This is a genomic window from Streptomyces sp. 378 (assembly GCF_030124145.1).
Lineage (GTDB): Bacteria > Actinomycetota > Actinomycetes > Streptomycetales > Streptomycetaceae > Streptomyces.
In genome coordinates this window covers 1-23707 of the sequence record NZ_JASKMS010000017.1, presented here as the reverse complement: position 1 = coordinate 23707, position 23707 = coordinate 1, and the positions used below count along the sequence as shown (strand labels likewise).

Annotated in this window: 20 protein-coding genes; 11 read left to right on the top strand and 9 right to left on the bottom strand. The window is 71.3% G+C overall.

Translation table 11 applies throughout. The features are described from left to right. The first annotated feature begins 17 nt into the window (after positions 1-17). The 3 genes from QNO09_RS22475 to QNO09_RS22465 are packed head-to-tail and all read left to right on the top strand — an operon-like array spanning position 18 to position 2776. Entirely contained in the window at positions 18-941 is a 924-nt protein-coding gene (locus QNO09_RS22475; RefSeq protein WP_283972039.1) for an ABC transporter ATP-binding protein, read from the top strand. A gap of 56 nt (positions 942-997) precedes the next feature. Then, positions 998-1714: an ABC transporter permease gene (locus QNO09_RS22470; RefSeq protein WP_283972181.1), complete on the top strand. Its 717-nt coding sequence runs from the start codon at positions 998-1000 to the stop codon at positions 1712-1714. 54 nt (positions 1715-1768) lie between these two features. Then, complete coding sequence (locus tag QNO09_RS22465; protein WP_283972038.1) at positions 1769-2776, top strand: COX15/CtaA family protein; 1008 nt, start codon at positions 1769-1771, stop codon at positions 2774-2776. 33 nt (positions 2777-2809) lie between these two features. Here the strand turns inward: QNO09_RS22465 and QNO09_RS22460 are convergent, their stop codons facing one another. From QNO09_RS22460 to QNO09_RS22450, 3 genes are all read right to left on the bottom strand, one after another. Beyond that, complete coding sequence (locus tag QNO09_RS22460) at positions 2810-3916, bottom strand: amidohydrolase family protein (protein WP_283972037.1); 1107 nt, start codon at positions 3914-3916, stop codon at positions 2810-2812. Positions 3917-4091: 175 nt separating this feature from the next. Beyond that, complete coding sequence (locus tag QNO09_RS22455) at positions 4092-4424, bottom strand: hypothetical protein (RefSeq protein WP_283972036.1); 333 nt, start codon at positions 4422-4424, stop codon at positions 4092-4094. A gap of 58 nt (positions 4425-4482) precedes the next feature. Then, complete coding sequence (locus tag QNO09_RS22450; RefSeq protein ID WP_283972035.1) at positions 4483-5400, bottom strand: heme o synthase; 918 nt, start codon at positions 5398-5400, stop codon at positions 4483-4485. A gap of 383 nt (positions 5401-5783) precedes the next feature. On the opposite strand from QNO09_RS22450, the gene tkt reads away from it, so the two are divergent. From tkt to pgl, 5 genes are read left to right on the top strand one after another with little or no spacing between them, the layout of a single operon-like run. Then, positions 5784-7871 carry a transketolase gene (gene tkt / locus QNO09_RS22445; protein ID WP_283972034.1) on the top strand — a complete coding sequence of 696 codons (2088 nt, stop codon included), beginning with the start codon at positions 5784-5786 and terminating at the stop codon, positions 7869-7871. Between the two features lie 34 nt (positions 7872-7905). Then, positions 7906-9024: a transaldolase gene (gene tal, locus QNO09_RS22440; RefSeq protein WP_283972033.1), complete on the top strand. Its 1119-nt coding sequence runs from the start codon at positions 7906-7908 to the stop codon at positions 9022-9024. Between the two features lie 4 nt (positions 9025-9028). After that, a complete protein-coding gene (zwf, locus tag QNO09_RS22435) occupies positions 9029-10552 on the top strand; it encodes a glucose-6-phosphate dehydrogenase (protein ID WP_283972032.1) in 1524 nt (507 codons plus the stop codon). After that, the gene (gene opcA / locus QNO09_RS22430; RefSeq protein ID WP_283972031.1) at positions 10549-11631 is read left to right on the top strand and encodes a glucose-6-phosphate dehydrogenase assembly protein OpcA; all 1083 of its coding nucleotides are present in this window, start codon (positions 10549-10551) and stop codon (positions 11629-11631) included. Before zwf ends, opcA begins: the two co-directional genes overlap by 4 nt. After that, the gene (gene pgl, locus QNO09_RS22425) at positions 11628-12413 is read left to right on the top strand and encodes a 6-phosphogluconolactonase (RefSeq protein ID WP_283972030.1); all 786 of its coding nucleotides are present in this window, start codon (positions 11628-11630) and stop codon (positions 12411-12413) included. The genes opcA and pgl overlap by 4 nt, the downstream gene beginning before the upstream one ends. 51 nt (positions 12414-12464) lie before the next feature. On the opposite strand, the gene QNO09_RS22420 is transcribed toward pgl, so the two are convergent. From QNO09_RS22420 to QNO09_RS22400, 5 genes are all read right to left on the bottom strand, one after another. Further along, positions 12465-13304 (bottom strand): carbohydrate ABC transporter permease, encoded by an 840-nt coding sequence (locus tag QNO09_RS22420; RefSeq protein WP_283972029.1) that lies wholly within the window; start codon positions 13302-13304, stop codon positions 12465-12467. Continuing rightward, positions 13301-14662 (bottom strand): carbohydrate ABC transporter permease, encoded by a 1362-nt coding sequence (locus tag QNO09_RS22415; RefSeq protein ID WP_283972028.1) that lies wholly within the window; start codon positions 14660-14662, stop codon positions 13301-13303. The genes QNO09_RS22420 and QNO09_RS22415 overlap by 4 nt, the downstream gene beginning before the upstream one ends. A gap of 6 nt (positions 14663-14668) precedes the next feature. Then, a complete protein-coding gene (locus tag QNO09_RS22410) occupies positions 14669-15994 on the bottom strand; it encodes an ABC transporter substrate-binding protein (protein WP_283972027.1) in 1326 nt (441 codons plus the stop codon). Between the two features lie 52 nt (positions 15995-16046). After that, positions 16047-17702, bottom strand: coding sequence for a glycoside hydrolase family 13 protein (locus QNO09_RS22405; protein WP_283972026.1), 1656 nt, complete (start codon positions 17700-17702; stop codon positions 16047-16049). 171 nt (positions 17703-17873) lie between these two features. Then, positions 17874-19145, bottom strand: a complete 1272-nt coding sequence (locus tag QNO09_RS22400) for an ABC transporter substrate-binding protein (RefSeq protein WP_283972025.1) — start codon at positions 19143-19145, stop codon at positions 17874-17876. Positions 19146-19267: 122 nt separating this feature from the next. Here QNO09_RS22400 and QNO09_RS22395 point away from each other — a divergent pair, with 122 nt between their 5' ends. From QNO09_RS22395 to QNO09_RS22385, 3 genes are read left to right on the top strand one after another with little or no spacing between them, the layout of a single operon-like run. Further along, a complete protein-coding gene (locus tag QNO09_RS22395) occupies positions 19268-19783 on the top strand; it encodes a PadR family transcriptional regulator (RefSeq protein WP_283972024.1) in 516 nt (171 codons plus the stop codon). Then, positions 19780-20538, top strand: a complete 759-nt coding sequence (locus QNO09_RS22390; protein ID WP_283972023.1) for an ABC transporter ATP-binding protein — start codon at positions 19780-19782, stop codon at positions 20536-20538. The genes QNO09_RS22395 and QNO09_RS22390 overlap by 4 nt, the downstream gene beginning before the upstream one ends. A gap of 39 nt (positions 20539-20577) precedes the next feature. After that, entirely contained in the window at positions 20578-22860 is a 2283-nt protein-coding gene (locus QNO09_RS22385; RefSeq protein WP_283972022.1) for an FtsX-like permease family protein, read from the top strand. Positions 22861-23170: 310 nt separating this feature from the next. Here the strand turns inward: QNO09_RS22385 and QNO09_RS22375 are convergent. Then, the coding region (locus tag QNO09_RS22375) for a phosphoglucose isomerase-related protein (RefSeq protein ID WP_502962336.1) at positions 23171-23707 on the bottom strand (537 nt) is incomplete at its 5' end.

The window sequence follows — 23707 nt, the reverse complement described above, 5'->3', positions numbered from 1 at the left end:
ACCTAGACTCTGGACCCATGCGAAGTGAGCCCGTGGTCCAGGTCCAGGCCCTGGTGAAGCGGTACGGCCCGAAGACCGCGGTGGACGGGCTCGACCTGGTGGCCCGGGCGGGTGTGACCGCCGTGCTCGGCCCCAACGGGGCGGGCAAGACGACCACCATCGAGACCTGCGAGGGGTACCGGAAGCCGGACTCCGGCACGGTGCGCGTCCTGGGTCTCGACCCGGTCGCGGACTCCGCCGGCCTGCGGCCCCGCATCGGCGTGATGCTCCAGTCCGGCGGCGTCTACTCGGGTTCCCGAGCCGACGAGATGCTCCGGCACGTGGCGAAGCTGCACGCGCACCCCCTGGACGTGGACGGGCTGATCGAACGGCTGGGGCTCGGCTCCTGCGGCCGTACCGCCTACCGGCGGCTGTCGGGCGGTCAGCAGCAGCGGCTCGCGCTGGCCATGGCCGTGGTCGGGCGGCCCGAACTCGTCTTCCTCGACGAGCCGACCGCCGGGCTCGATCCGCAGGCCCGCCGCGCCACCTGGGACCTGGTCCGGGATCTGCGCGCCGACGGCGTCTCGGTGATCCTCACCACCCACTACATGGACGAGGCCGAGCAGCTCGCCGACGACGTCGCGATCATCGACGCGGGCCGGGTCATCGCCCAGGGATCCCCGGAGGAGCTGTGCCGGGGCGGCGCGGAGAACACCCTGCGCTTCTCGGGCCGGCCCGGCCTGGACGTGGGCTCGCTGCTGAAGGCGCTGCCCGCCGACTGCTCGGCCGCCGAGCTGACACCGGGTTCGTACCGGGTCGTCGGCAAGGTCGATCCCCAATTGCTCGCGACGGTCACCTCCTGGTGCGCCCAGCACGGCGTGATGCCGGAGAGGATCTCGGTCGAACGGCACACCCTGGAGGACGTCTTCCTGGAGCTCACCGGCAAGGAGTTGCGCTCGTGACCGCCACCGGCACGGGGAGGTACACGCCGAAGCCCGGCGCGGCGCCCCTCCACCGCATGATCGCGGCCCAGGCCGCGCTCGAGACGAAGATGCTGCTGCGCAACGGCGAGCAACTGCTGCTGACGGTGGTGATCCCGACCCTGCTGCTGACGCTGTTCAGCACCGTGGACATCGTCGACACCGGCGCCGGCGAGGCGGTCGACTTCCTCGCACCGGGCATCCTCGCGCTCGCCGTGATGTCGACGGCGTTCACCGGCCAGGCCATCGCGACCGGCTTCGAGCGGCGCTACGGCGTGCTGAAGCGGCTGGCCTCCTCGCCCCTGCCCCGCTGGGGCCTGATGACGGCGAAGACCCTGTCCGTCCTGGTCACCGAGGTGCTCCAGGTGATCCTGCTGACGGCGATCGCCTTCGCGCTCGGCTGGTCGCCGCAGGGCAACCCGTTCGCCGTGCTGCTGCTCCTGATCCTCGGCACGGCGGCCTTCTCGGGCCTGGGCCTGCTGATGGCCGGGACGCTGAGGGCCGAGGCGACGCTGGCCGCCGCCAACCTGGTGTTCCTGCTGCTGCTCGTCGGCGGCGGGGTCATCGTGCCGCTCGACAAGTTCCCCGCCGCCGCGCAGGACGTGCTCGGCCTGCTGCCCGTCTCGGCCCTGTCGGACGGGCTGCGGGACGTGCTCCAGCACGGCGCCGGGATGCCCTGGGGCGACCTGGGGATCCTGGCCGTCTGGGCGGTCGTGGGGCTGGCTGCGGCCGGGAAGTTCTTCCGCTGGGAGTAGGGAACGTGTCCGGTGAGGGGCCCTCGTGAAAGCGTGCACAAGCGGCGGCTTACGATGGTTCGCGTGCCCAACGTGACCCGCGCCGACGCCCTGGCCGCCCTGCGCAATCCGCTCGCCTTCATCGCCGAGCGCTGGACCCCGGAACCCCGGACGGTCCGGCGCGCGACGCTCTCCGCACTCCTGATGTCGGTGCTCATCGTCGTCACCGGCGGCGCCGTACGGCTGACGGGCTCGGGTCTGGGCTGCCCGACCTGGCCCAAGTGCACCGACGACTCGCTCACCGCCACCAGCGCGATGGGCCTGCACGGCGCCATCGAGTTCGGCAACCGCATGCTCACGTACGTGCTGTGCGCCGCCGTCGGCTGGGCGATCATCGCCGCGCGCTCGCGGAAGCCGTACCGGCGTGGCCTGACCCGGCTGGGCTGGGCGCAGTTCTGGATCGTGATGAGCAACGCGGTGCTCGGCGGCATCGTCGTGCTGGTCGGTCTCAATCCGTACACGGTGGCGGCGCACTTCGTGGCGACGTCGGCGCTCATCGCGGTGGCCACGGTGATGTGGCAGCGCACCCGTGAGGGCGACGCGGCACCGCGCCCGCTGGTCGGCAGCGCCGTGCGGCAGCTGGTGTGGTTCCTGGTCGCGGCGGCCGTCCTGCTCATCCTGGTCGGCACCGTCGTCACCGGCGCGGGCCCGCACGCGGGCGACTCCAGCGAGGTCGAGCGGATGCCCGTCGACTGGGAGACGGTGAGCAAGCTGCACGCCGTGCTGGCGTGGATCGTGGTGACTCTGACGTTCGCCCTGTGGTTCGTCCTCAAGGCGGTCGGCGCCCCCAAGGACCCGCTGAACCGCACCCGAGAGCTGTTCCTGATCCTGCTCGCGCAGGGCGTCATCGGCTACGTCCAGTACTTCACGGACCTGCCCGAGGTCCTGGTCGGCCTGCACATGCTGGGCTCGGCCGTGATGTGGATCTGGGTGCTGCGGGTGGTGCTGTCGCTGCGCGAGCGGCCGGAGGCCGTGGCCGACCTGCCCGGCCCGACGGCCGAGGCCACTCTGACCAAGGCCTAGGCCCTTTCTCCCACGGAGTCCATCAGAAGGGGCCTAGTCCAGCCCGTACACCCTGCGCGCGTTGGCTGACGCCAGCATGCCCGCCACCCGCTGCGCGTCGGTCAGGGACCACGCTCCTTCGGCGACCCAGGTGCCGAGCACCCGCCCCAGGGCCTCGCGGAACAGCCGGGCGCCCACCACGTGCAGTTCGGGCAGCCCCTGCGCGCCGGTGGAGAAGAGGATCTTACCGAAGGGCGCCAGCTCCAGGATCTCCGCGAGGACGGTCGCGGCCCGGGCGCCCGTGCGCACCAGGGCGGCGCCGCAGTCGGCGTGGACGTGCGGGAAGACACCGGCGAGATGGGCCGCGTGCCGGTGGTACGGGTAGCCGTGCAGCAGGACGAGGTCCGTGCCCAGGCCGGCCGTGGCCCGCACGAAGTCCGTCAGCAGCACCGGGTCCGTACGGTCGATCCTCGGCCCCGGGGCGCCCAGCCCCGCGTGCAGCTGGAGCGGCAGCCCCGAGGCGACCGCGCTCCACAGCAGATGCCGTAGCAGTACCGGGTCGCTCAGCTCCCCGCCCACGCCGCGCCCGGCGAGCCAGCGCCCGGCCGCCCCGCGCACCTCCCCCGGGCCGGGCGGCTCCGGTGCGAGGGCGAGGCCGTGCCGTACACCCGCGACCGAGGTGAAGGCGACGGCGTCCGCGGCGGCCGCGTGCACCGACTCGGCGAGATTGGCGAGGAAGGACTCGACGGTTCCGGAGGTGTCGGCGACCTGCTCGGCCAGGAGTTCCAGGCGCACGATCTCGCGGGCCTCGGCGGCTCCCGCGGAGGCCAGCTCGCCGGGTTCCGTCAGATCGCCGGGGAGGCCCGTGTCGACCAGGTACGTGGTGATGCCGCTGCCGCGCAGGAGCCGGCGGCCGGACTCCAGAACGCCCAGCTCCCGGCGTCGGGCCAGGTAGCGGGCGGGCGTGCTGTGCGGTTCGAGGCCGAGCAGGGGCGGGCACCAGCGCCGCACGGCGAAGCCGGTCTGGGTGTCGAAGAGGGTGGTGCCGGGGGCGGGTGGGCCCTCGGTGCGGCTGAGGTGGGCCTCGAAGGTGCCGAGGCCCAGCTCCGTGCGCAGCACTCCGTGGCAGTACTGGTCCACCAGTGACGGCGTTTCGATCATCCGGGCCTCCCGGTGTGGACCCTGTTGCTCTCAAGGGTCCTAACGGGTGAACCGGGTTCGAGGTCGCGGTCCCGGGGGTGTGGGCGGGTTTGTTCGGCGGGCGCGGGCGAGATGTGGTTGCTCGCGCCCACGCGGCGGAGCCGCACATCGATACAGCCCCGCGCCCCCAAGAGGGTCAGTCGTTCTTGGGGCCGCCTACCTGGATCCCCGCCATGCGCGACCACTCGTAGCGGCCCGTCTTGACCTTCGCGGCGAATTCGCCGTCGAAGGACTCGTGGGCCGTGATGCCCGACTTCTCCACGGCCTTCTCGGCGATCTCGTACGAGGGGGCGACCAGGTCGCCCCAGTTGCCGTCCTCGCCGACCAGGACGATGCGGGCGCCGCGCTCGCCGAGGTAGGCGACCTGGCCCTCGGCACCGCCGTGGGCCTGGGAGAAGGAGGAGATCTGCTGGGCCAGCCGGGCGGCCTTGCGCTCGGCCTTCGGGTCAACCTGCTGCGTGTCTGCCATGGCCAGGATGCTACTCACGGGTAGATCGTCTCGCGAGGGCAGGGCGGTGTGACGTACGTCAGCGCAGGAACGGGTCGACCGCGACCGCAACGAACAGCAGCGACACGTACGTGATCGACCAGTGGAACAGGCGCATCTCCTTCAGCTTGGCGCCCGTCACCTCCGCCTTCGCACGGTTCTGCAGGCCGTGCGCCTCCCAGAGCCAGAAGCCGCCCGCCAGCAGCGCCACCGACGTGTAGAACCAGCCGGTGTAGCCGAGCGGGGTCAGCAGCAGCGAGACGGCGACCATGACCCAGCTGTAGAGCACGATCTGCCGGGCGACCACCTTGTTGGAGGCGACCACCGGCAGCATCGGCACACCCACGCGCGCGTAGTCCTCTCTGACCTTCATGGACAGCGGCCAGTAGTGCGGCGGCGTCCAGAAGAACATGACGAGGAAGAGGATGACCGGCGCCCACGACATCGAGTTCGTGACCGAGGACCAGCCGATCAGCACCGGCAGGCAGCCCGCGATACCGCCCCACACGATGTTCTGCGAGGTACGGCGCTTGAGGATCATCGTGTAGACGACGACGTAGAAGAGGAGCGCGCCGAGGGCGAGCCAGGCGCTCAGCCAGTTCACGGTGAGACCGAACAGCAGCGTCGAGGCGACGGCCAGCGTGATGCCGAAGACCAGGCACTCGCGCGGGCTGACCATGCCGGTGACCAGCGGGCGCTGCGAGGTGCGGTCCATGAGCGCGTCGATGTCCCGGTCGATGTACATGTTGAGCGCGTTGGCGCCGCCCGCGGACATGTAGCCGCCGATGCACGTCAGCAGCACCAGCGTCAGGTCGGGCACGCCCTGCTGCGCCAGGAACATCACCGGCACCGTGGTGATCAGCAGCAGCTCGATGATCCGCGGCTTGGTGAGAGCCACGAACGCCTTGACACGGGCCCCGAACGGCCGGTGGGCCGGGCTCTGGTCCGCCCCTAGCATCCCCGCTGGACGGGATTCAACGGCCGTCACGCACACCCCTACAGAGACATCCCAGCAAGCCCCACCCGTGTGAAGTCCCGGTAAAGGCTCGCGCGTACCACGCCACTTTAGACGTTGCCCAGAGTCGGACATTCGCGGGGGTCCGCTCGTGTTGGCGGGCGCCTTCCGACGGGCGCGCCGAAGCTCGATTGAGCACCCGGATGAGCGGCTCCGTATTCACCTGTCGAATGCGGTACGGCCCAGTCAGCAGGCGGACCGGGATCAGCCCCGGCACTCTGGAGTGACTCGAAAAAACGCACGTCCCACGGGGGTAGGCTCGACTGCGGCCGGTGGGCGCCCCGATACACCGGCATCCGACATGTGGAGAGGAGCCCTGACCCAGGGTGAGCACCAAGCCGACCACCACAGACCTCGAGTGGACCGAGTTGGACCAGCGGGCCGTCGACACCGCGCGTGTCCTGGCCGCCGATGCCGTACAGAAGGTCGGTAACGGCCATCCGGGTACGGCGATGAGCCTGGCGCCTGCCGCCTACACCCTCTTCCAGAAGGTGATGCGGCACGACCCGGCGGACGCCGACTGGGTCGGGCGGGACCGCTTCGTGCTGTCCGCCGGCCACTCGTCCCTGACCCTCTACACCCAGCTGTACCTGGCCGGCTTCGGCCTGGAGCTGGATGATCTGAAGTCCTTCCGCACCTGGGGTTCGAAGACCCCCGGTCACCCGGAGTACGGGCACACGACCGGTGTGGAGACGACGACCGGCCCGCTCGGGCAGGGCGTCGCCAACGCGGTGGGCATGGCGATGGCCGCCCGCTACGAGCGCGGCCTGTTCGACCCGGAGGCCGCCGAGGGCGAGTCCCCGTTCGACCACTTCATCTACTGCATCGCCGGTGACGGCTGCCTCCAGGAGGGCATCTCCGCCGAGGCCTCGTCCCTCGCGGGCCACCAGAAGCTGGGCAACCTGATCCTGCTGTGGGACGACAACCACATCTCGATCGAGGGCGACACGGAGACGGCCGTCTCCGAGGACACCGCCAAGCGGTACGAGGCCTACGGCTGGCACGTGCAGCGCGTGGAGCCGAAGGCCGACGGCGACCTGGACCCGACCGCGATCTTCGAGGCGGTCCAGCAGGCCAAGGCCGTCACGGACCGGCCGTCGTTCATCGCGATGCGCTCGATCATCGCCTGGCCGGCCCCGAACGCGCAGAACACCGAGGCCGCCCACGGCTCGGCGCTGGGCGAGGACGAGGTCGCAGCCACCAAGCGGGTGCTGGGCTTCGACCCGGAGCAGACCTTCGAGGTCGCGGGCGAGGTCATCACGCACACCCGCAAGGCGCTGGAGCGGGGTCAGGCGGCCCGCGCGGTGTGGGAGAAGGCCTACCAGCAGTGGCGGGACAACAACCCCGAGCGCGCCGCGGAGTATGACCGGATCGCCCAGGGTGAGCTGCCCACCGGCTGGGAGGAGAAGATCCCGGTCTTCGAGGTCGGCAAGGGCGTGGCCACCCGTGCCGCCTCCGGCAAGGTGCTGCAGGCGCTCGGCGGGGTCATCCCCGAGCTGTGGGGCGGCTCGGCCGACCTGGCCGGCTCCAACAACACCACGATCGACAAGACCAGCTCCTTCCTCCCGGCGGACAACCCGCTGCCGGAGGCGGACCCTTACGGGCGCACGATCCACTTCGGTATCCGCGAGCACGCGATGGCCGCCGAGATGAACGGCATCGCGCTGCACGGCAACACCCGGATCTTCGGCGGCACGTTCCTGGTCTTCTCCGACTACATGCGCAACGCGGTGCGGCTGTCGGCGCTGATGCACCTGCCGGTGACGTACGTGTGGACGCACGACTCCATCGGTCTGGGCGAGGACGGACCGACCCACCAGCCGGTCGAGCACCTCGCCTCGCTGCGCGCGATCCCGGGCCTGAACGTCGTGCGCCCGGCGGACGCCAACGAGACGGCTATCGCCTGGCGCGAGATCCTCAAGCGCTGGACGAAGGAGTTCGGCAAGGGCCAGCCGCACGGTCTGGCGCTGACCCGGCAGGGCGTGCCGACGTACGAGCCCAACGAGGACGCGGCCAAGGGCGGTTACGTCCTGTTCGAGGCCGACGGCGGCGAGCCCGACGTGATCCTCATCGCCACCGGCTCGGAGGTGCACGTCGCCGTGGAGGCGCGCGAGCAGCTCCAGGGCGCCGGCGTGCCCACCCGCGTGGTGTCCATGCCGTCGGTGGAGTGGTTCGAGCAGCAGGACCAGGGGTACCGGGACAGCGTCCTGCCGCCGTCCGTCCGGGCCCGTGTCGCGGTGGAGGCCGGTATCGGTCTCACGTGGCACAAGTACGTGGGGGACGCCGGCCGCATCGTTTCCCTGGAGCACTTCGGTGCTTCGGCCGACGGCAAGGTGCTTTTCCGCGAGTTCGGCTTCACCGCCGAGAACGTGGCCGCCGCCGCGCGGGAATCGATCGCCGCAGCCCAGCGCTGACGCTCATATACGACACGTAGGAGATGGAATTTCCATGACAGACGCACTCAAGCGCCTCTCCGAGGAAGGCGTGGCGATCTGGCTGGACGACCTGTCGCGCAAGCGGATCACGTCCGGCAACCTCGCCGAGCTGATCGACCAGCAGCACGTCGTGGGCGTCACCACCAACCCGTCGATCTTCCAGAAGGCGATTTCGCAGGGTGACGGCTACGACACGCAGCTGACCGACCTCGCCGCCCGCGAGGTCACCGTCGAAGAGGCCGTCCGCATGATCACCACGGCGGACGTCCGTGACGCCGCCGACGTGCTGCGCCCCGTCTTCGACGCCACCGGCGGCAAGGACGGCCGGGTCTCGATCGAGGTCGACCCGCGCCTGGCGCACAACACGCGGGCGACGGTCGCCGAGGCCAAGCAGCTCGCCTGGCTGGTGGACCGCCCCAACACGCTCATCAAGATCCCGGCGACCGAGGCGGGCATCCCGGCCATCGCCGAGACCATCGGCCTGGGCATCAGTGTCAACGTCACGCTGATCTTCTCGCTGGAGCGCTACCGCCTGGTCATGGACGCGTTCCTGACCGGCCTGGAGAAGGCCAAGGAGCGCGGCCTGGACCTCTCGCAGATCCACTCGGTGGCGTCGTTCTTCGTGTCCCGCGTGGACACCGAGATCGACAAGCGGATCGACGCGCTGGGCACCGACGAGGCCAAGGCGCTGCGCGGCAAGGCCGCCCTCGCCAATGCCCGTCTGGCCTACCAGGCGTACGAGGAGATCTTCTCCTCGGACCGCTGGAACGCCCTGGAGAAGGCGGGTGCCAACAAGCAGCGTCCGCTGTGGGCGTCCACCGGCGTGAAGGACAAGGCGTACAAGGACACGATGTACGTCACCGAGCTGGTCGCGCCGAACACGGTGAACACCATGCCGGAGGCGACCCTGTTCGCCACCGAGGACCACGGTGAGATCACCGGCGACACCGTCGCCGGCACCTACGAGCAGGCCCGCGCCGACCTCGACGCCGTCGAGAAGCTCGGGATCAAGTACGACGACGTGGTGCGGCTGCTGGAGGAGGAGGGCGTCGAGAAGTTCGAGGCGTCCTGGACCGACCTGCTGAAGTCGACCGAGGCCGAACTCCGGCGCCTCGCGCCCTCGGAGGGCTGAACAGGTGTCGAGCAGCAATCCGCTGCGTGACCCCGCGGACCGACGGCTCCCGCGTATCGCGGGGCCGTCGGGCCTGGTCATCTTCGGCGTCACGGGCGACCTGTCCCGGAAGAAGCTGATGCCCGCCGTGTACGACCTCGCCAACCGGGGTCTGTTGCCGCCGGGCTTCTCGCTGGTGGGCTTCGCCCGCCGCGAGTGGGCGCACGAGGACTTCGCCCAGGAGGTCCACGACGCGGTCAAGGAGCACGCCCGCACTCCCTTCCGCGAGGAGGTCTGGCAGCAGCTCATCCAGGGGATGCGCTTCGTGCAGGGCACCTTCGACGACGACGACGCGTTCGAGCGGCTGCGCTCCACGATCGACGAGCTGGACAAGGCCCAGGGCACCGGCGGCAACTTCGCCTTCTACCTGTCGGTGCCGCCGAAGTCCTTCCCGGTGGTCATCCAGCAACTGAAGAAGCACCAGCTGGCCGACCAGACGGGCGGCTCCTGGCGGCGCGCGGTCATCGAGAAGCCGTTCGGGCACGACCTGAAGTCGGCCGAGGAGCTCAACAAGGTCGTCCACGAGGTCTTCGCCCCGGACCAGGTCTTCCGCATCGACCACTACCTGGGCAAGGAGACCGTCCAGAACATCCTGGCGCTGCGCTTCGCCAACACGATGTTCGAGCCGATCTGGAACCGGTCCCTCGTGGACCACGTGCAGATCACCATGGCGGAGGACATCGGCATCGGCGGCCGGGCCGGTTACTACGACGGCATCGGCGCGGCCCGTGACGTCATCCAGAACCACCTGCTCCAGCTCCTGGCGCTGACCGCCATGGAGGAGCCGGCCTCCTTCGACGCGGACGCGCTGGCCGCCGAGAAGACCAAGGTCCTCGGCGCCGTGAAGCTGCCGAAGGACATGGGCCGGGACACCGTGCGCGGCCAGTACGCGGCCGGCTGGCAGGGCGGCGCGAAGGTGATCGGCTATCTCGACGAGGACGGCATCAACGCCTCGTCGAAGACCGACACGTACGCCGCGATCAAGCTGGAGATCGACAACCGCCGCTGGGCGGGTGTCCCGTTCTATCTGCGCACCGGCAAGCGGCTCGGCCGCCGGGTGACGGAGATCGCGGTCGTCTTCCAGCGGGCCCCGCACTCCCCCTTCGACTCGACGGCCACCGAGGAGCTGGGTTCCAACGCGATCGTCATCCGCGTCCAGCCGGACGAGGGCGTGACGGTCCGCTTCGGCTCGAAGGTGCCGGGCACGTCGATGGAGATCCGGGACGTGTCGATGGACTTCGCCTACGGCGAGTCCTTCACGGAGTCCAGCCCGGAGGCGTACGAGCGTCTCATCCTGGACGTCCTGCTCGGTGACTCGAACCTCTTCCCGCGCACCGAGGAGGTCGAGCTGTCCTGGAAGATCCTCGACCCGATCGAGGAGTACTGGGACAAGAACGACAGGCCCGCCCAGTACCCGGCCGGTACCTGGGGGCCCGTCGAGGCGGACGAAATGCTCGAGCGACACGGACGGAGCTGGCGTCGGCCATGAAGATAGACCTCACGGACACCACGGCCAGCAAGGTCAACAAGGCGCTGGTGCAGGGCCGCCGGGCGATCGGCACCCCGGCGGTCGGCATGGTGCTCACGCTGGTCATCGTGACGGACGAGGAGAACGCCTACGACGCGCTGAAGGCCGCGAACGACGCCTCGCACGAGCATCCCGCCCGCACGCTCGTGGTCATCAAGCGCGTCTCCCGTTCGCCCCGCGACCGTACGCAGTCCCGTCTCGACGCGGAGGTCCGGGTCGGGGCCGACGCGGGTTCCGGCGAGACGGTGGTGCTCCGGCTGTACGGCGAGGTCGTCGATCACGCCCAGTCGGTGGTGCTGCCGCTGCTGCTGCCGGACGCCCCGGTGGTGGTGTGGTGGCCGGTGAACGCGCCGCTCGACCCGGCGAAGGACCCCCTGGGGGCCCTCGCCCAGCGCCGCGTCACCGACACGTACGCCTCCGAGCAGCCGGTACGGGACCTGGCCACCCGGTCCGGGACCTACACCCCGGGCGACACGGACCTGTCCTGGACCCGCATCACGCCCTGGCGCTCCATGCTGGCGGCGGCCCTGGACCAGGTGGCCTGCGAGGTCCGGGCCGTCGAGGTGGAGGGCGAGGAGTTCAACCCGAGCTGTGAGCTGCTGGCGATGTGGCTCGCGGACCGGCTGGACGTCCCCGTGAAGCGCTCGCTGTCCGGCGGGCCCGGTCTGACGGCGGTCCGGATGGACACCAACTGCGGCCCCATCAAGCTGGACCGTGCCGACGGCTCCCTGGCGACGCTCTCCATCGAGGGCCAGCCGGACCGGGCGGTGGCGCTCAAGCGCCGGGAGACCGCCGAGCTGATGGCGGAGGAGCTGCGGCGGCTGGACCCGGACGACACGTACGCGTCCGCCCTGCGCTACGGCGTGGACCGGCTGAAGTCCTCGGGCTCGGTGCCCAAAAGTGAGGGGCGAGCAGGACTCGCCCTCCCCGCTCCCGTCGAAACTGCCGCGAAAGCACCCGCTGCGGAAGCGACGGCGCAGGCACCGGTGAGGCGGGAACCGCCGGCGCTGGAGCCGGTCCGGAAGGCGGAGGCGAAGTGAGTACGGCACCGCAGCTGGTCGTGCACCGCGACAAGGAGCTGATGGCGCAGGCCGCGGCGGCCCGGCTGATCACCAGGATCGTGGACGCGCAGGCCTCCCGGGGCTCGGCGTCCGTGGTCCTGACGGGCGGCCGCAACGGCAACGGCCTGCTGGCGGCCCTGGCCGCGGCGCCCGCCCGGGACGCGATCGACTGGAGCCGGCTCGACCTCTGGTGGGGTGACGAGCGGTTCCTGCCCGAGGGGGACCCGGACCGCAACGTCACCCAGGCGAGGGAGGCTCTCCTCGACTCGGTGCCGCTCGCCCCGAAGCGGGTGCACGCGATGCCCGCATCGGACGGCCCTGACGGCACCGACGTGGACGCGGCGGCTGCCGCGTACGCGCAGGAGTTGGCAGCGGCGGCGGGCCCGGAGAACCACGGGCCCGTGCCCACCTTCGACGTGCTGATGCTGGGCGTGGGCCCGGACACGCACGTGGCGTCGCTGTTCCCGGAGCTGCCGGCAGTCAGGGAGACCGACCGCACGGTGGTCGGTGTCCACGGCGCGCCCAAGCCGCCGCCGACCCGGGTGACGCTGACCCTGCCGGCGATCCGTGCGGCCCGTGAGGTGTGGCTGCTGGCCGCGGGCGAGGACAAGGCCCAGGCGGCGGCGATCGCCCTGTCGGGCGCGGGCGAGATCCAGGCCCCGGCAGCGGGGGCGTACGGCAGGAGCCGTACCTTGTGGCTGATGGACGGGGCGGCGGCTTCCCGACTGCCGCGTTCGCTGTATCCACCAGCGTCGGCGTGAACGCCTTCGGGCCCCCGCTTCGCAGTGAAGCGGGGGCCCGAAACGTATGCGCTACTTCACCGACCCCGCCATCACGCCCTGCACGAAGTGCCGCTGGAACGCGAAGAACACGACCACCGGGACGACCAGGGACACGAACGCCCCGGGTGCCAGGACGTCGATGTTGCTGCCGAACTGGCGGATCTGCGACTGGAGTTCCACGGTCAGCGGCTGTGAGGCGCTGTCCGCGAACAGCAGTGCCACCAGCATGTCGTTCCACACCCACAGGAACTGGAAGATGGCCAGGGAGGCGATCGCGGGCCGTCCCACGGGCAGGACGAGCCGCGTGAAGATGCGCCACTCGGTGCCGCCGTCCATGCGCGCCGCCTCCAGCATCTCCTTCGGCATCTCGGCGAAGTAGTTCCGCAGCAGGAACACCGCGAAGGGAAGACCGTAGGCCACGTGGAAGAGCACGACGCCGGGGATCGTGCCGAAGAGGCCCAGTTGTCCGAAGAGTTTGGCGACCGGCAGCAGACCGATCTGCACCGGCACCACCAGCAGCGCGACCACGACCAGGAAGATCACCTCCCGCCCGGGGAAGTCCAGCCACGCGAAGGCGTACCCCGCGAGGGCCGCGACCACCACGACCAGCACCGTCGTCGGCACCGATATCAGCACCGTGTTCCAGAACGCCTGGGTGATCCCGGCGTTCCCCAGCAGTGAGGAGTAGTTGTCGAGGGACAGTTGCCCGGGGCTGGAGAACACCGTCCACCAGCCGCCCTTCGCCGTGTCCTCGGAGGACCGCAGCGAGGACAGGAACAGCCCGGCCAGCGGCGTCATCCACACCAGGCCCACCAGGACGAGGAAGGCCTGGACGACTCCGCTGCCCAGCCCGCGCCGGACCGCGTTCATCGCTGCCCCCTTCGGAAACGGCGGACGTTGAACACCATGGCCGGGACGACCAGCAGCAGGAGCAGCACGCCGAGGGCGCTGCCGAGTCCCTGGTTGTTGCCGCCGCCGAACGACACCAGCCACATCTGCGTCGCGAGCACGGTCGCGTCCTCCTGCACGGGCCCGGGGGCGATGATGTAGACGAGGTCGAAGACCTTCATCACGTTGATGACGAGGGTGATGAACACGACCGACAGGACGGGGGCCAGCAGCGGCACCGTGATCCGCCGGAAGATCTGCCACTCGTTGGCGCCGTCCATCCGCGCCGCCTCCAGGGCGTCCCGCGGCAGCGTCGACAGTCCCGCGCCGATCAGCACCATGGCGAAGCCGGTCCAGATCCAGAGGTACGCGCCGATGATCGCCGGGGTGACCAGCGCCGGTCCGAGCCAGGAGACGCCCTCGTAGGGCTGGGCGAAGTTCGACGACGGCAGTCGCACCTGGTAGGAACCCGATGCGAGCCCCTCGAAGCCGAAGGAACCGTCGGCGGCCGTGGTGGTCGTGGCGATCGTCTCACCGCCGCGGACCGCCTCGACCCGCATCTCCGGCAGTCCCTTCTCCCCCCGGTCGACCCTGCCCTGCTCCCCTCCCCCACCGGGCACGAAGTCCAGGTAGACGACCCCGCGCAGTTCGTCGGGGCCGGCCTTGCGCTCCGCCGCCGCGAAGGCGGGCCGGGCGCCGCCGGGCAGGTCGGCGGGCTGTACGCCGACCAGGCCCAGCGTCACCGCGTCCCCGGGGGACGCGCTCGCGCTCGTGCGGTACGACCCGTCCTCGTCCTTGGTCAGACCCTGGCCGTCACGCGCCCGGGCCGTCGGGTACGAGGACTCCGGCTCGAAGGCGTCGTGAACGGAGACCACCGCGGCGTTGAGCACGCCCTTGTCGGGGTCCTGGTCGTAGGCGAGCCGGAAGATGATGCCGGCGGCGAGGAAGGAGACCGCCATCGGCATGAAGAGGAGCAGTTTGAAGGCCGTGGCCCAGCGGACCTTCTCCACCAGCACGGCGAGGATCAGGCCGAGTCCGGTGAGCAGGGCCGGGGCGACGACGACCCAGACGGCCGTGTTGCGGACGGCCTTGAGGGTCGCCGGGTCGCGGAACATCTCGGCGTAGTTGTCGCCGCCGACGAAGCTCGTCCCGGAGGCGTCGAAGAAGCTGCGGCCGATGCTGAACAGCACGGGGTAGACGACGAGCGCGCCGAGCAGCAGCAGCGCGGGCAGCACGAACAGCAGGGCGATGATCTTCCCGCGCCGGCGCAGCCGCCTGTTGGGGTCGGCGACCGGCCCGGGCGGTGGGGGGCCCGTCTCTTTCACGAGGGTGGCTGTCATGGCGTATCAGTCCTGGTACGCCTTGGCCGCCGCGGCCTCCAGCCTCGCCGCGGTGCCCTTCGGGTCGGACGGGTCGCGCAGGAAGTCCTGCAGCAGCTTCCACTCGCCGGTGCCCTTGGTGCCGCCGAACGCGGCCGGGGCCTGGTCGGACATGTCGAAGCGGACCGAATCCCCGGCGTCGACGAGGGACTTGGCGGTGGCGCGGGTGACGTCGTCACCGTAGGAAGCGAGGTCGAGCTTCTTGTTCGGGGAGAGGAAGCCGCCCGCCTCGGCCCAGACGGCCGAGGCCTCGGGGGTCGCCAGGTACTCCAGGAGGGCCTGGGCGGCCTTCTGGTTCTTGCCGTCCTTGAGGACGACGGCGGCGTCGCCGCCGCTGACGACCGGTGCTTCGCCGCCGCCGACCGCCGGGAACGGGAAGAAGTTCGCGTCCTGGCCGATCTTCTTGCCGAACTGGTCCTTGGCGACACCGGCGACGAAGTCGCCCTCGTAGACCATGCCGGCTTCGGGCTGCGGGCCGAACACCTTCTCCACCGAGCCGGGGAAGTCGGTGTTCAGGGCGCCCTTCTGGCCGCCCGCGATGAGCTGCTTGTCCTTGAAGAGCTTGCCGAGGGTGGTGAGGGCGTCGACGACGGACGCGTCGGTCCACTTCAGCTTGTGGGCGGCGAGGGCGTCGTACTTCTCGGGCCCGGCCTGGGAGAGGTAGACGTTCTCGAACCAGTCGGTGAGGGTCCAGCCGTCCTGACCGGCGACGGAGAACGCGGCGAGACCGGAGTCGGACACCGTCTGCCCGGCCTTCAGCATCTCGTCGTAGCTCTTCGGGGGCTTGACCCCGGCCTGCTCCAGGGCGTCGGGGCTGTACCAGACGGTCGACTTGTGGGCGGCCTTGAAGTACAGGCCGTACAGGGTGCCGTCGACGCTGCCGTACTTCTTCCACACGGGGGCGTACCCGGCGTCGACGGCCTGCTCGGTCTTCTTCGACAGCGGCTTGAGCCAGCCGTTCTGCGCGAACTGCTTGAGCACGCCGACCTGCGGAACCATCACGACGTCGGGGGCGTTGCCGCCCTCGATCTTGCTGCCGACGACGGTGGAGACGTTGTCGCCGGTGGACGTGAACTGCGTCTTGGCGCCGGTCTTCTCGGTGAAGGCGTCCAGCACCTTCTGGAAGTTCTTCTGCTCGGTGCCGGACCAGACGCCGGCCACGGTGATCGACTGGCCGTCGAGCGCCTTGTCGCCGCCGCCGGCCGAGACGGGTCCGCCGCCACAGGCGGTCGCGCCGAGCGCCAGGACGAGGGCGGTGCAGCCGGTGAGCAGGGTGGTACGTCGTCGCATCATCGTTGATGTCCCTTCGGGGAGTTGACTTGTGAGGCGTTCGCTTGCGGTGCGTTCAGGAACGGATCCACCAGGCGGCCGTGGACCCGGAGAGCACTCCGGGCGGGCAGGGGCCGCTGGCGAGCAGGGGGGAGCCGGGGACCGGCGCGGGGGTGGGGGCGGTGCCGAAGTTGACGGCGCACACCAGGTCGCCGCGTTCGAAGGCCAGGACGCCGGGCGGAGTGTCCAGCCAGCGCAGGGTGCCCTCGCCCAACTGGGGCAGGGCGGAGCGCAGTTGCAGACCGTCGCGGTACAGGTGCCAGAAGGAGCGGGTGTCGGCGAGGGCGCGGTCGGTGGCGTACTCGGCGAAGTACTCGGGCTGCGGCAGCCACGGCTTGGCGCTCTCCACGCCGGGGGTGAAGCCGAACGGCGAGGCCTGGCCCGACCAGGGCAGCGGAACCCGGCAGCCGTCGCGGATGCGGGCCCGGCTGCCGGTGCGGCGGAAGATCGGGTCGGTGAGGACGTCGTCGGGCAGGTCCACGACCTCCGGCAGGCCCAACTCCTCGCCCTGGTAGATGTACGCGGCGCCGGGCAGCGCCAGCAGCAGCAGCGCGGCGGCGCGGGCCCGGGCGGCCCCGAGGCCGCTGCCGTCGGTGGCCGGTTCGCCGTAGCGGGTGACGGTGCGGACCTGGTCGTGGTTGTTGAGGACCCAGGTGACCGTCGAGCCGGTGCCGGCGATGTCCTGCATGGCCTCGGAGATGACCTTCCGGAAGGCGTCCGGGTTCCAGGGGGCGCTGAGCAGGTCGAAGAAGAAGGCCTGGTGCAGTTCGTCGGGGCGGACGTACCGCGCGTGCTCGCGGGCGGTGGGGACGGAGACCTCGCCGACGAGGAGGCGGTCGCGGCCGTCGCGCTCGGTGTACTCCTCGCACAGGGAGCGCCAGCGGCGCCAGACGTCGTGGACCTCGGGCTGGTTCCAGGCGAGCGGGTTGACCGAGTCGCGGGTGCGGGCGTCGGCCTCCGGGTCGTCGGAGTCGGGCAGCTCCGGGTGTTTGAAGAGGCCGGCGGCGACGTCGATGCGGAAGCCGTCGACGCCCCGGTCCAGCCAGAAGCGCAGGATCCGGTCGAACTCCGCGGTGATCTCGGGGTTGCGCCAGTTCCAGTCGGGCTGCTCGGGCGTGAACATGTGCAGGTACCACTGCCCGGGTCGGCCGTCGGGCTCCGTCACCCGGCTCCAGGCGGGGCCGCCGAACATGGCGTGCCAGTTGTTGGGCGGCTCGGCGCCGTCCGGGCCGCGGCCGTCGGCGAAGTGGAAGCGGGCGCGGGCCGGGCTGCCGGGCGCCGAGGTGAGCGCCTCGCGGAACCAGGGGTGCTCGCTGGAGCAGTGGTTCGGGACGATGTCGAGCAGCACTTTGACGCCGAGCCGCCGCGCGGCCCCCACCAGCCGGTCGAACTCGCCGAGGTCGCCGAAGAGCGGGTCGACGTCGCAGTAGTCGGCCACGTCGTAGCCGTGGTCGTGCTGCGGCGAGGGGTAGAAGGGGCTCAGCCAGATCCCGTCGACGCCGAGCTTCTTCAGGTACGGCAGTCCGGCCCGGACGCCGGCGAGGTCGCCGACGCCGTCGCCGGTGCTGTCGAGGAAGCTGCGGACGTAGACCTGATAGATCACTGCGTCACGCCACCAGTGGTGCCTGTTCAACCCATCGACCTGTCTCTGAGGAGGGCAGCGGTTATGCATGCATGTTAAGTAGGCGTGTCGAGAGGGTGTCAACGAAAAGGCAGAAGCTACCGACAGGTTGAGGTATCTAATCAGGACTTACCGGGCACAATGAAGCAAGATGAGACCCCTGCGTTACCTAACAAGTAACTAGGGAGACCGCCGCCGCTCCATCCGCCGAGCGCGTTCGCGCTACCGGCGCGAGACGAGCGCGAGCTCCCGCGCCAGCCGCCGCACCGCCGCCGCGGGCGTCTGGTGCCCCGCCATCGCGTCGTGCACGACCGCCTGGACGACCAGACTGACCTGGCCGTAGCGCGGGCTCTTGGGGCGCGGCTCGGCCGCGAGGACGCTCGTGCGCAGGGTCGGCAGGTAGGGGAACCTGCGGATGAGCTCGGGGTCCTTGTAGAGATCGGCCCGTACGGGCGGCAGCGCGCCGCGGGTGAGGACCTGGCGCTGGACGCGCTCACTGGTGAGGTACGCGATCAGGCGGGCCGCCGAGTCGGGGTGCCGCGTGTGCGCGCTGACGGCCAGGTTGGAGCCGCCCAGGACGCTCGTCCCCGGCCCGTCGGGCCCGGGCAGGGGCACGGCGCCGACCTTCCCGGCGACCTTGGAGCCGGGGGCGGAGGCGCCGACGTAGGCGTACGGCCAGTTCCGCAGGAAGAGCAACCGTCCGTCCTGGAAGGCCTGCTTGGACTCCTCCTCCTTGTACGTCAGCGCTTCCCTCGGGATCCAGCCCTCACGCACGCCGCGCGCCAGGAATCCGATGCCCCTGCGGGCCGCCGCCGAGTCGACGGTGACGCGCTCCCCCTCGTCGCCGAGGATCGAGCCGCCCGCCGAGTAGACCGCCTCGGCCGCGTTCACGGTCAGCCCCTCATAGGGCAGGAACTGCCCGGCATAGCCGTCGAGGCCGTGCTTCGGGGCGATGGTCTTCGCGTACCGCTCCAGCTCCGCCCAGGTGCGCGGCGGCTCGACGCCCTCCTTCGCGAGGACGTCCTTGCGGTACAGGAGCAGGCCGGCGTTGGTGACGTACGGGACGGCGTAGAGCTGCCCGTCGTAGGTCGCCGTGTCCACGACCGGCTGGAGGAACGTCTTCAGCGGGAAACGGTCCCGGGGCAGGGGCCGGATCCAGCCCGCCGCGGCGAACTCCGGTGTCCAGTTGACGTCGATGTTGAGCACGTCGAACCGACTGCGGTCGCCGTCGCGCAGGTCGGTGATCATCTGGGCCTGCGTCTCGTCGGCCGAGTCCGGCAGTTCGACGAGAGCGACCTCCTCACCGGGATGCGTACGGTTCCAGCCCTCCAGCAGGGGGCCGAGGTACCCGGTGAGGTCTCCGGCGGTGGCCAGGGTGAGCGGCCCCCGGGCGCCCTCGGAGGGCTCGCCCGCCTGCGCTCCGGCGGCGACATACCCGGTCAGGACCACGACGAGAACGAGAAGGCCCCTACCCGCGGCATGGATCCACCGCATAGGTTCCTCCCTGTACACCGGCGCTGGGCACCCTTGCCCGGAATCCGAGGCCATGTATACCTGTTAGGTATGGGCGATACTAGGGCCTGGAGCACATTGGACCAGACAGGAGGACTGCACGCGTGCGCCTGCCCCTCCTGGCCCTCCTCGCCCGCGGACCCGCCCACGGCTACGAGCTCAAGCAGGACCTTGAGCAACTGCTGGGCTCCGCGTACCCTCAGCCGAACGTCGGCCAGATCTATGTGACCCTCGGCCGCCTCGAGAAGTCGGGACTGATCGAGGGCGAGGACGTGACACAGTCCAGCCGGCCCAACAAGAAGGTCTACCACCTCACCGAGGCCGGGCGGGAGGCGCTGCGCGCCTGGTTCGAGGCGCCCGAGGACGAGCCGCGGGTACGGGACGAGTTCTTCATGAAGCTGGCGCTCGCTCCGCAGACCGGCCTCGCCGAGCAGATCACCCTGATCAACCAGCAGCGGCGCCAGTATCTGAACACGATGCGGCAGCTGTCGAGGCTGGCCGCCGCCGAAGACCGCGACAACCGCATCGCCCACCTGCTGATCGAGGGCGCGATGCTGCACCTGCAGGCCGACCTCGACTGGCTGGAACGGTGCCAGGAAGAGCTGGAGGAGCTGGAGTGAGCGACGACCGTCCCGCTCCCGTGCTGCGCGCCGAGGGGCTGGTGAAGACCCACCACGGCGAGGGCGCGCCCGCCCACGCCGTGCGCGGGGTCGACCTGTGTGTCCGGTCCGGTGAGTTCGTGGCGATCACCGGCCCGTCCGGCGCCGGCAAGTCGACGCTGCTGCATCTGCTGGGCGGACTCCAGCGGCCGGACGCGGGCCACATCTGGCTCGACGGCGAGTCCACCGACACCTACGGCGAGGCGCGCTGGGCGGTCGAGCGCAGGAAGCGGATCGGGATCGTCTTCCAGTTCTTCAACCTCGTCTCGAACCTGTCCGTCGCGGACAACGTGGAGCTGCCCGCCCTGCTCGCCGGGACCCCGCCGAAGCAGGCGCGCGCCGAGCGGGAGGCGCTGCTGGCCGAGCTGGGCCTGACGGGCAAGGAGCGCGGCATGCCGGGCGAGCTGTCCGGTGGCGAGCAGCAGCGCGTCGCCCTGGCCCGGGCCCTGGTCAACCACCCGCCGCTGCTGCTGGCGGACGAGCCCGCGGGCAGCCTCGACAGCAAGGGCACCCGCGAGGTGATGCGGCTGCTGACCCGCTTCCACCAGCGCGGCCAGACGATCGTGCTGGTCACGCATGACGCCCGGCTGGCGAGCGCCGCGGACCGGGTGATCAGCTTCTTCGACGGCCGGATCGCCGACGACGCGGAACTCGACGGCACCGCCACCGCGCCGCGCCGCTCCGGGATATCCGGTGTGCTGGAGCTGAAGGACTGACATGCGGGTGCACGACGTTCCCCGGAAGGGCTGACCCGTATGCGAGCCGCCCTGCGCTGGGCCCACTCCGATCTGCGCACGCACCGCGGCGAGGCGCTGTTCCTCGTCCTCGCCACCGCGGGCATCGTCGCCGCCCTGCTGCTGGCCACGGCCCTGTTCGGCTATGCGACCAACCCCTGGCAGCGCGTCTTCACGCAGTCGCACGGCGCGCATGTGTGGCTGCACACCGACCCGGCGGCCGACACGGGGAAACTGGCCGCGCTGGACGGCGTCGACTCCGTCGCCGGTCCCTACCCCACCGCCTCCACCACCGTCTCCTCACGCGGCAGCCGCGCCGCCGTCGAACTGCGCGCCACCCCCGAGCGGCCCTCCGTCGGCCGGCCCTCGATCGTCTCCGGCCACTGGCTGGACGCCTCGGCCCCGCACGGCGTGGTGCTGGAGAGCCGCCTCGCCCGCGCCCTGCTGGCCGAACCCGGCGACACCCTCACCGTGCCCGGCACCGCCCGGGAGCTGACCGTCGTGGGCCTCGCCGACAGCGCCGAGCCGCGCTACCGGCCCGGTGAGCAGCCGGGCCTGGTCTGGGCGCTGCCGGCGGCCGTGCCGGACCCCGGCGGCCAGGTGATCGGGCTGCGGCTGGCGGACCCGGGCGACACCTCCTACCTCGTCCAGCGTGCCGTGACCGTGCTGGGATCCGGGGCGATCGGCGAGGTCTCCACCTGGCAGCAGGCTCGCGCCGAGGCGCAGGGCGACAACCGGCTGCTCGGTCAGGTGCTGGGCCTGTTCGGGCTGGGTGCGCTGGTCGCGGCCGGGCTCGCCGTGCACGGGGCGATCGGCACCCGTATCCGCGGCCATCTGAGGGACCTCTCCGTCCTGAAGGCCATCGGCTTCACCCCGGGCCAGGTGGTCCGGATCTTCCTGCTCCAGCACCTCGCGTACGCCCTGCTGGGCGCCGTGGCCGCCGCCGGTCTCGCCGAGGCCCTGGGCAGCCGGATCCCGGGGCGGCTCGGGGACGCGGTGGGGGTGTGGCAGGGGCTGCCCGGACACACCGTGGCGCTGCTCGTGGTCCCCGCGGGCGCGGTGCTGTTCATCGGCGCGACCACCGGGCTGGCCGCCTGGCGGGCCGGGCGCGTGCCGCCGGTGCCGGTGCCGAGGCCGGCCGCTACCTCCGGCGGGCGGCTGTCCGGCGTGGCGCGCCGGGCCCTGGGCGTGCGCGTCCCGCCCGCGCTGGTGCTGGGCTGGCACAAGGCGTTCACCCGCCGTACCCGGTCCCTGGCCACCGTCGCCCGGCTGGCGCTGCCGCTGCTGCTGATCGTGGTGGCGATGAGCGCCTGGACCACCCTCGACCGCTTCCGCGGCGAGCCCGAGCGGATCGGCCTGCCCACCACGCTCAGCGTCCGTGCCGACACCGGCCACAGCGAGGAGCAGACCCTTACGCTGCTGGAACGCGACCCGGAGGTGGCCGCCGCCTACCCGGGCGTCGAGACGGCCGCCCTGGTGCCCGGCCAGACGGCGACCATCGCGCTGCGTGGCCTCGGCACCGACCGGGACCCCTATCCCTACACCCTCGCCGAGGGCCGCCCCGCCCGCGGCGCCGACGAGGCCGTGGCCGGGCAGGGGCTGCTCGACCTGCTGGACGTACGGGTCGGCGACTGGGTCCGGATGACCGTCGGGGACCAGCCGCAGATCCTGCACATCGTGGGCCGCAGCATCGAGCCGGAGAACGCCGGCCGGGTCATCTCCACGTCCCTCGACACGCTCCGCGCGAACGACCCCGGACTCGGGCCGACCCTCTACGAGCTCCGCCTGGATCCCGGCGCCGACCCGCGTGAGGTCGCCGACCGGCTCGCCACGGCCGGACGCGGCCACCTCGACGTGCACACGGTGACCAACCCGGCGGACGGGCTCTCGCCGCTCCGGGCGGTCGTGGCCGGGCTGATCGCCGTGCTCGCCCTCATCGGGCTCATCGAGCTGCTGACCGCGATCGGCGGCACCGTCCGCGAGAGCGAACGGGACCTGCTGGCCCTGAAGGCGATCGGCCTGTCCCCCCGGCAGATCACGGCGATCACGGTCACGGCCACCGGCCTCACCGCCCTGGCGGCCGTCCTCGCCGCCACGGCCCTGGGGCTGCCGCTCGCCCACTGGCTGATCGACGCCCAGGGACGATCCAGCGGCATCGGCGCCGGAATCGCCCAGGGCCCGTCCGCCGTGCTCATGTTGCTGCTCGGCACGGCAGCGGTGCTCTGCGCGGCGGCCCTGGCCGCCGTGCCCGCCGCGCGGGCGGCACGGCGACGGCTCGCGGACACGCTGAGCGCCGTGGCCTGACCTCCCGCGGTCAGCCGCCGTAGGGGTGCCGCGGGGTGTACGGCGGGTGCGGGTGCGGGGCGTACGGGTGCTGACCGCCCGGCGCATACGGATGGCCGTACGGGTTCCTCCCCTGCGGGGGCAGATCGGGCGCTCCCGCCGGAGGCATCGGCGGGACCGGCCCGGGCGCCGGTGTCAGGGTGGCGGGATGGGCTTTCAGCCGGATCCCGTAGCGTCGTCTGAGCCGCCCCATCTCCAGTAGCACGATGGCGCTGACGGTCACCGGAGCGCCCAGGAGGGCGCGTGGCCGCCCGCTTTCCGTCCGCGATGGTCACCGCCGTCCGCGCAGCTCCCGGTACGCGGCGACCAGGGCCTCGGTGGAGGCGTCCAGGCCCTCGACCTGCGCGCCCTCGGTCAGCGCGGGCTCGACGCGCTTGGCGAGGACCTTGCCCAGCTCCACGCCCCACTGGTCGAAGGAGTCGATGTTCCACACCGCGCCCTGCACGAACACCTTGTGCTCGTAGAGGGCGACCAACTGGCCGAGGACGGACGGCGTCAGCTCGGGCGCGAGGATCGTGGTCGTCGGGTGGTTGCCCGGGAACGTCTTGTGCGGCACCAGTTCCTCCGGCGCACCCTCGGCCCGCACCTCGTCCGGGGTCTTACCGAAGGCGAGCGCCTGCGTCTGGGCGAAGAAGTTGGCCATCAGCAGGTCGTGCTGCGCCTTCAGCTGCTCGCTCAGCTCGCCGACCGGCCGCGCGAAGCCGATGAAGTCGGCCGGGATGAGCTTGGTGCCCTGGTGGATGAGCTGGTAGTAGGCGTGCTGCCCGTTGGTGCCCGGCGTGCCCCACACCACCGGCCCGGTCTGCCA

What these genes read in the sequence shown, in the direction of transcription:
- QNO09_RS22385 (WP_283972022.1), top strand. Translation starts at nt 20,578, where the DNA reads ATGCGAGCCGCCCTGCGCTGGGCCCACTCCGATCTGCGCACGCACCGC.
- QNO09_RS22405 (WP_283972026.1), bottom strand. Translation starts at nt 17,702, where the DNA reads ATGCATAACCGCTGCCCTCCTCAGAGACAGGTCGATGGGTTGAACAGG.
- opcA (WP_283972031.1), top strand. Translation starts at nt 10,549, where the DNA reads ATGAAGATAGACCTCACGGACACCACGGCCAGCAAGGTCAACAAGGCG.
- QNO09_RS22415 (WP_283972028.1), bottom strand. Translation starts at nt 14,662, where the DNA reads ATGACAGCCACCCTCGTGAAAGAGACGGGCCCCCCACCGCCCGGGCCG.
- tal (WP_283972033.1), top strand. Translation starts at nt 7,906, where the DNA reads ATGACAGACGCACTCAAGCGCCTCTCCGAGGAAGGCGTGGCGATCTGG.
- QNO09_RS22450 (WP_283972035.1), bottom strand. Translation starts at nt 5,400, where the DNA reads ATGCTAGGGGCGGACCAGAGCCCGGCCCACCGGCCGTTCGGGGCCCGT.
- QNO09_RS22410 (WP_283972027.1), bottom strand. Translation starts at nt 15,994, where the DNA reads ATGATGCGACGACGTACCACCCTGCTCACCGGCTGCACCGCCCTCGTC.
- QNO09_RS22400 (WP_283972025.1), bottom strand. Translation starts at nt 19,145, where the DNA reads ATGCGGTGGATCCATGCCGCGGGTAGGGGCCTTCTCGTTCTCGTCGTG.
- QNO09_RS22475 (WP_283972039.1), top strand. Translation starts at nt 18, where the DNA reads ATGCGAAGTGAGCCCGTGGTCCAGGTCCAGGCCCTGGTGAAGCGGTAC.
- QNO09_RS22420 (WP_283972029.1), bottom strand. Translation starts at nt 13,304, where the DNA reads ATGAACGCGGTCCGGCGCGGGCTGGGCAGCGGAGTCGTCCAGGCCTTC.
- QNO09_RS22470 (WP_283972181.1), top strand. Translation starts at nt 998, where the DNA reads ATGATCGCGGCCCAGGCCGCGCTCGAGACGAAGATGCTGCTGCGCAAC.
- QNO09_RS22465 (WP_283972038.1), top strand. Translation starts at nt 1,769, where the DNA reads ATGGTTCGCGTGCCCAACGTGACCCGCGCCGACGCCCTGGCCGCCCTG.
- QNO09_RS22455 (WP_283972036.1), bottom strand. Translation starts at nt 4,424, where the DNA reads ATGGCAGACACGCAGCAGGTTGACCCGAAGGCCGAGCGCAAGGCCGCC.
- QNO09_RS22460 (WP_283972037.1), bottom strand. Translation starts at nt 3,916, where the DNA reads ATGATCGAAACGCCGTCACTGGTGGACCAGTACTGCCACGGAGTGCTG.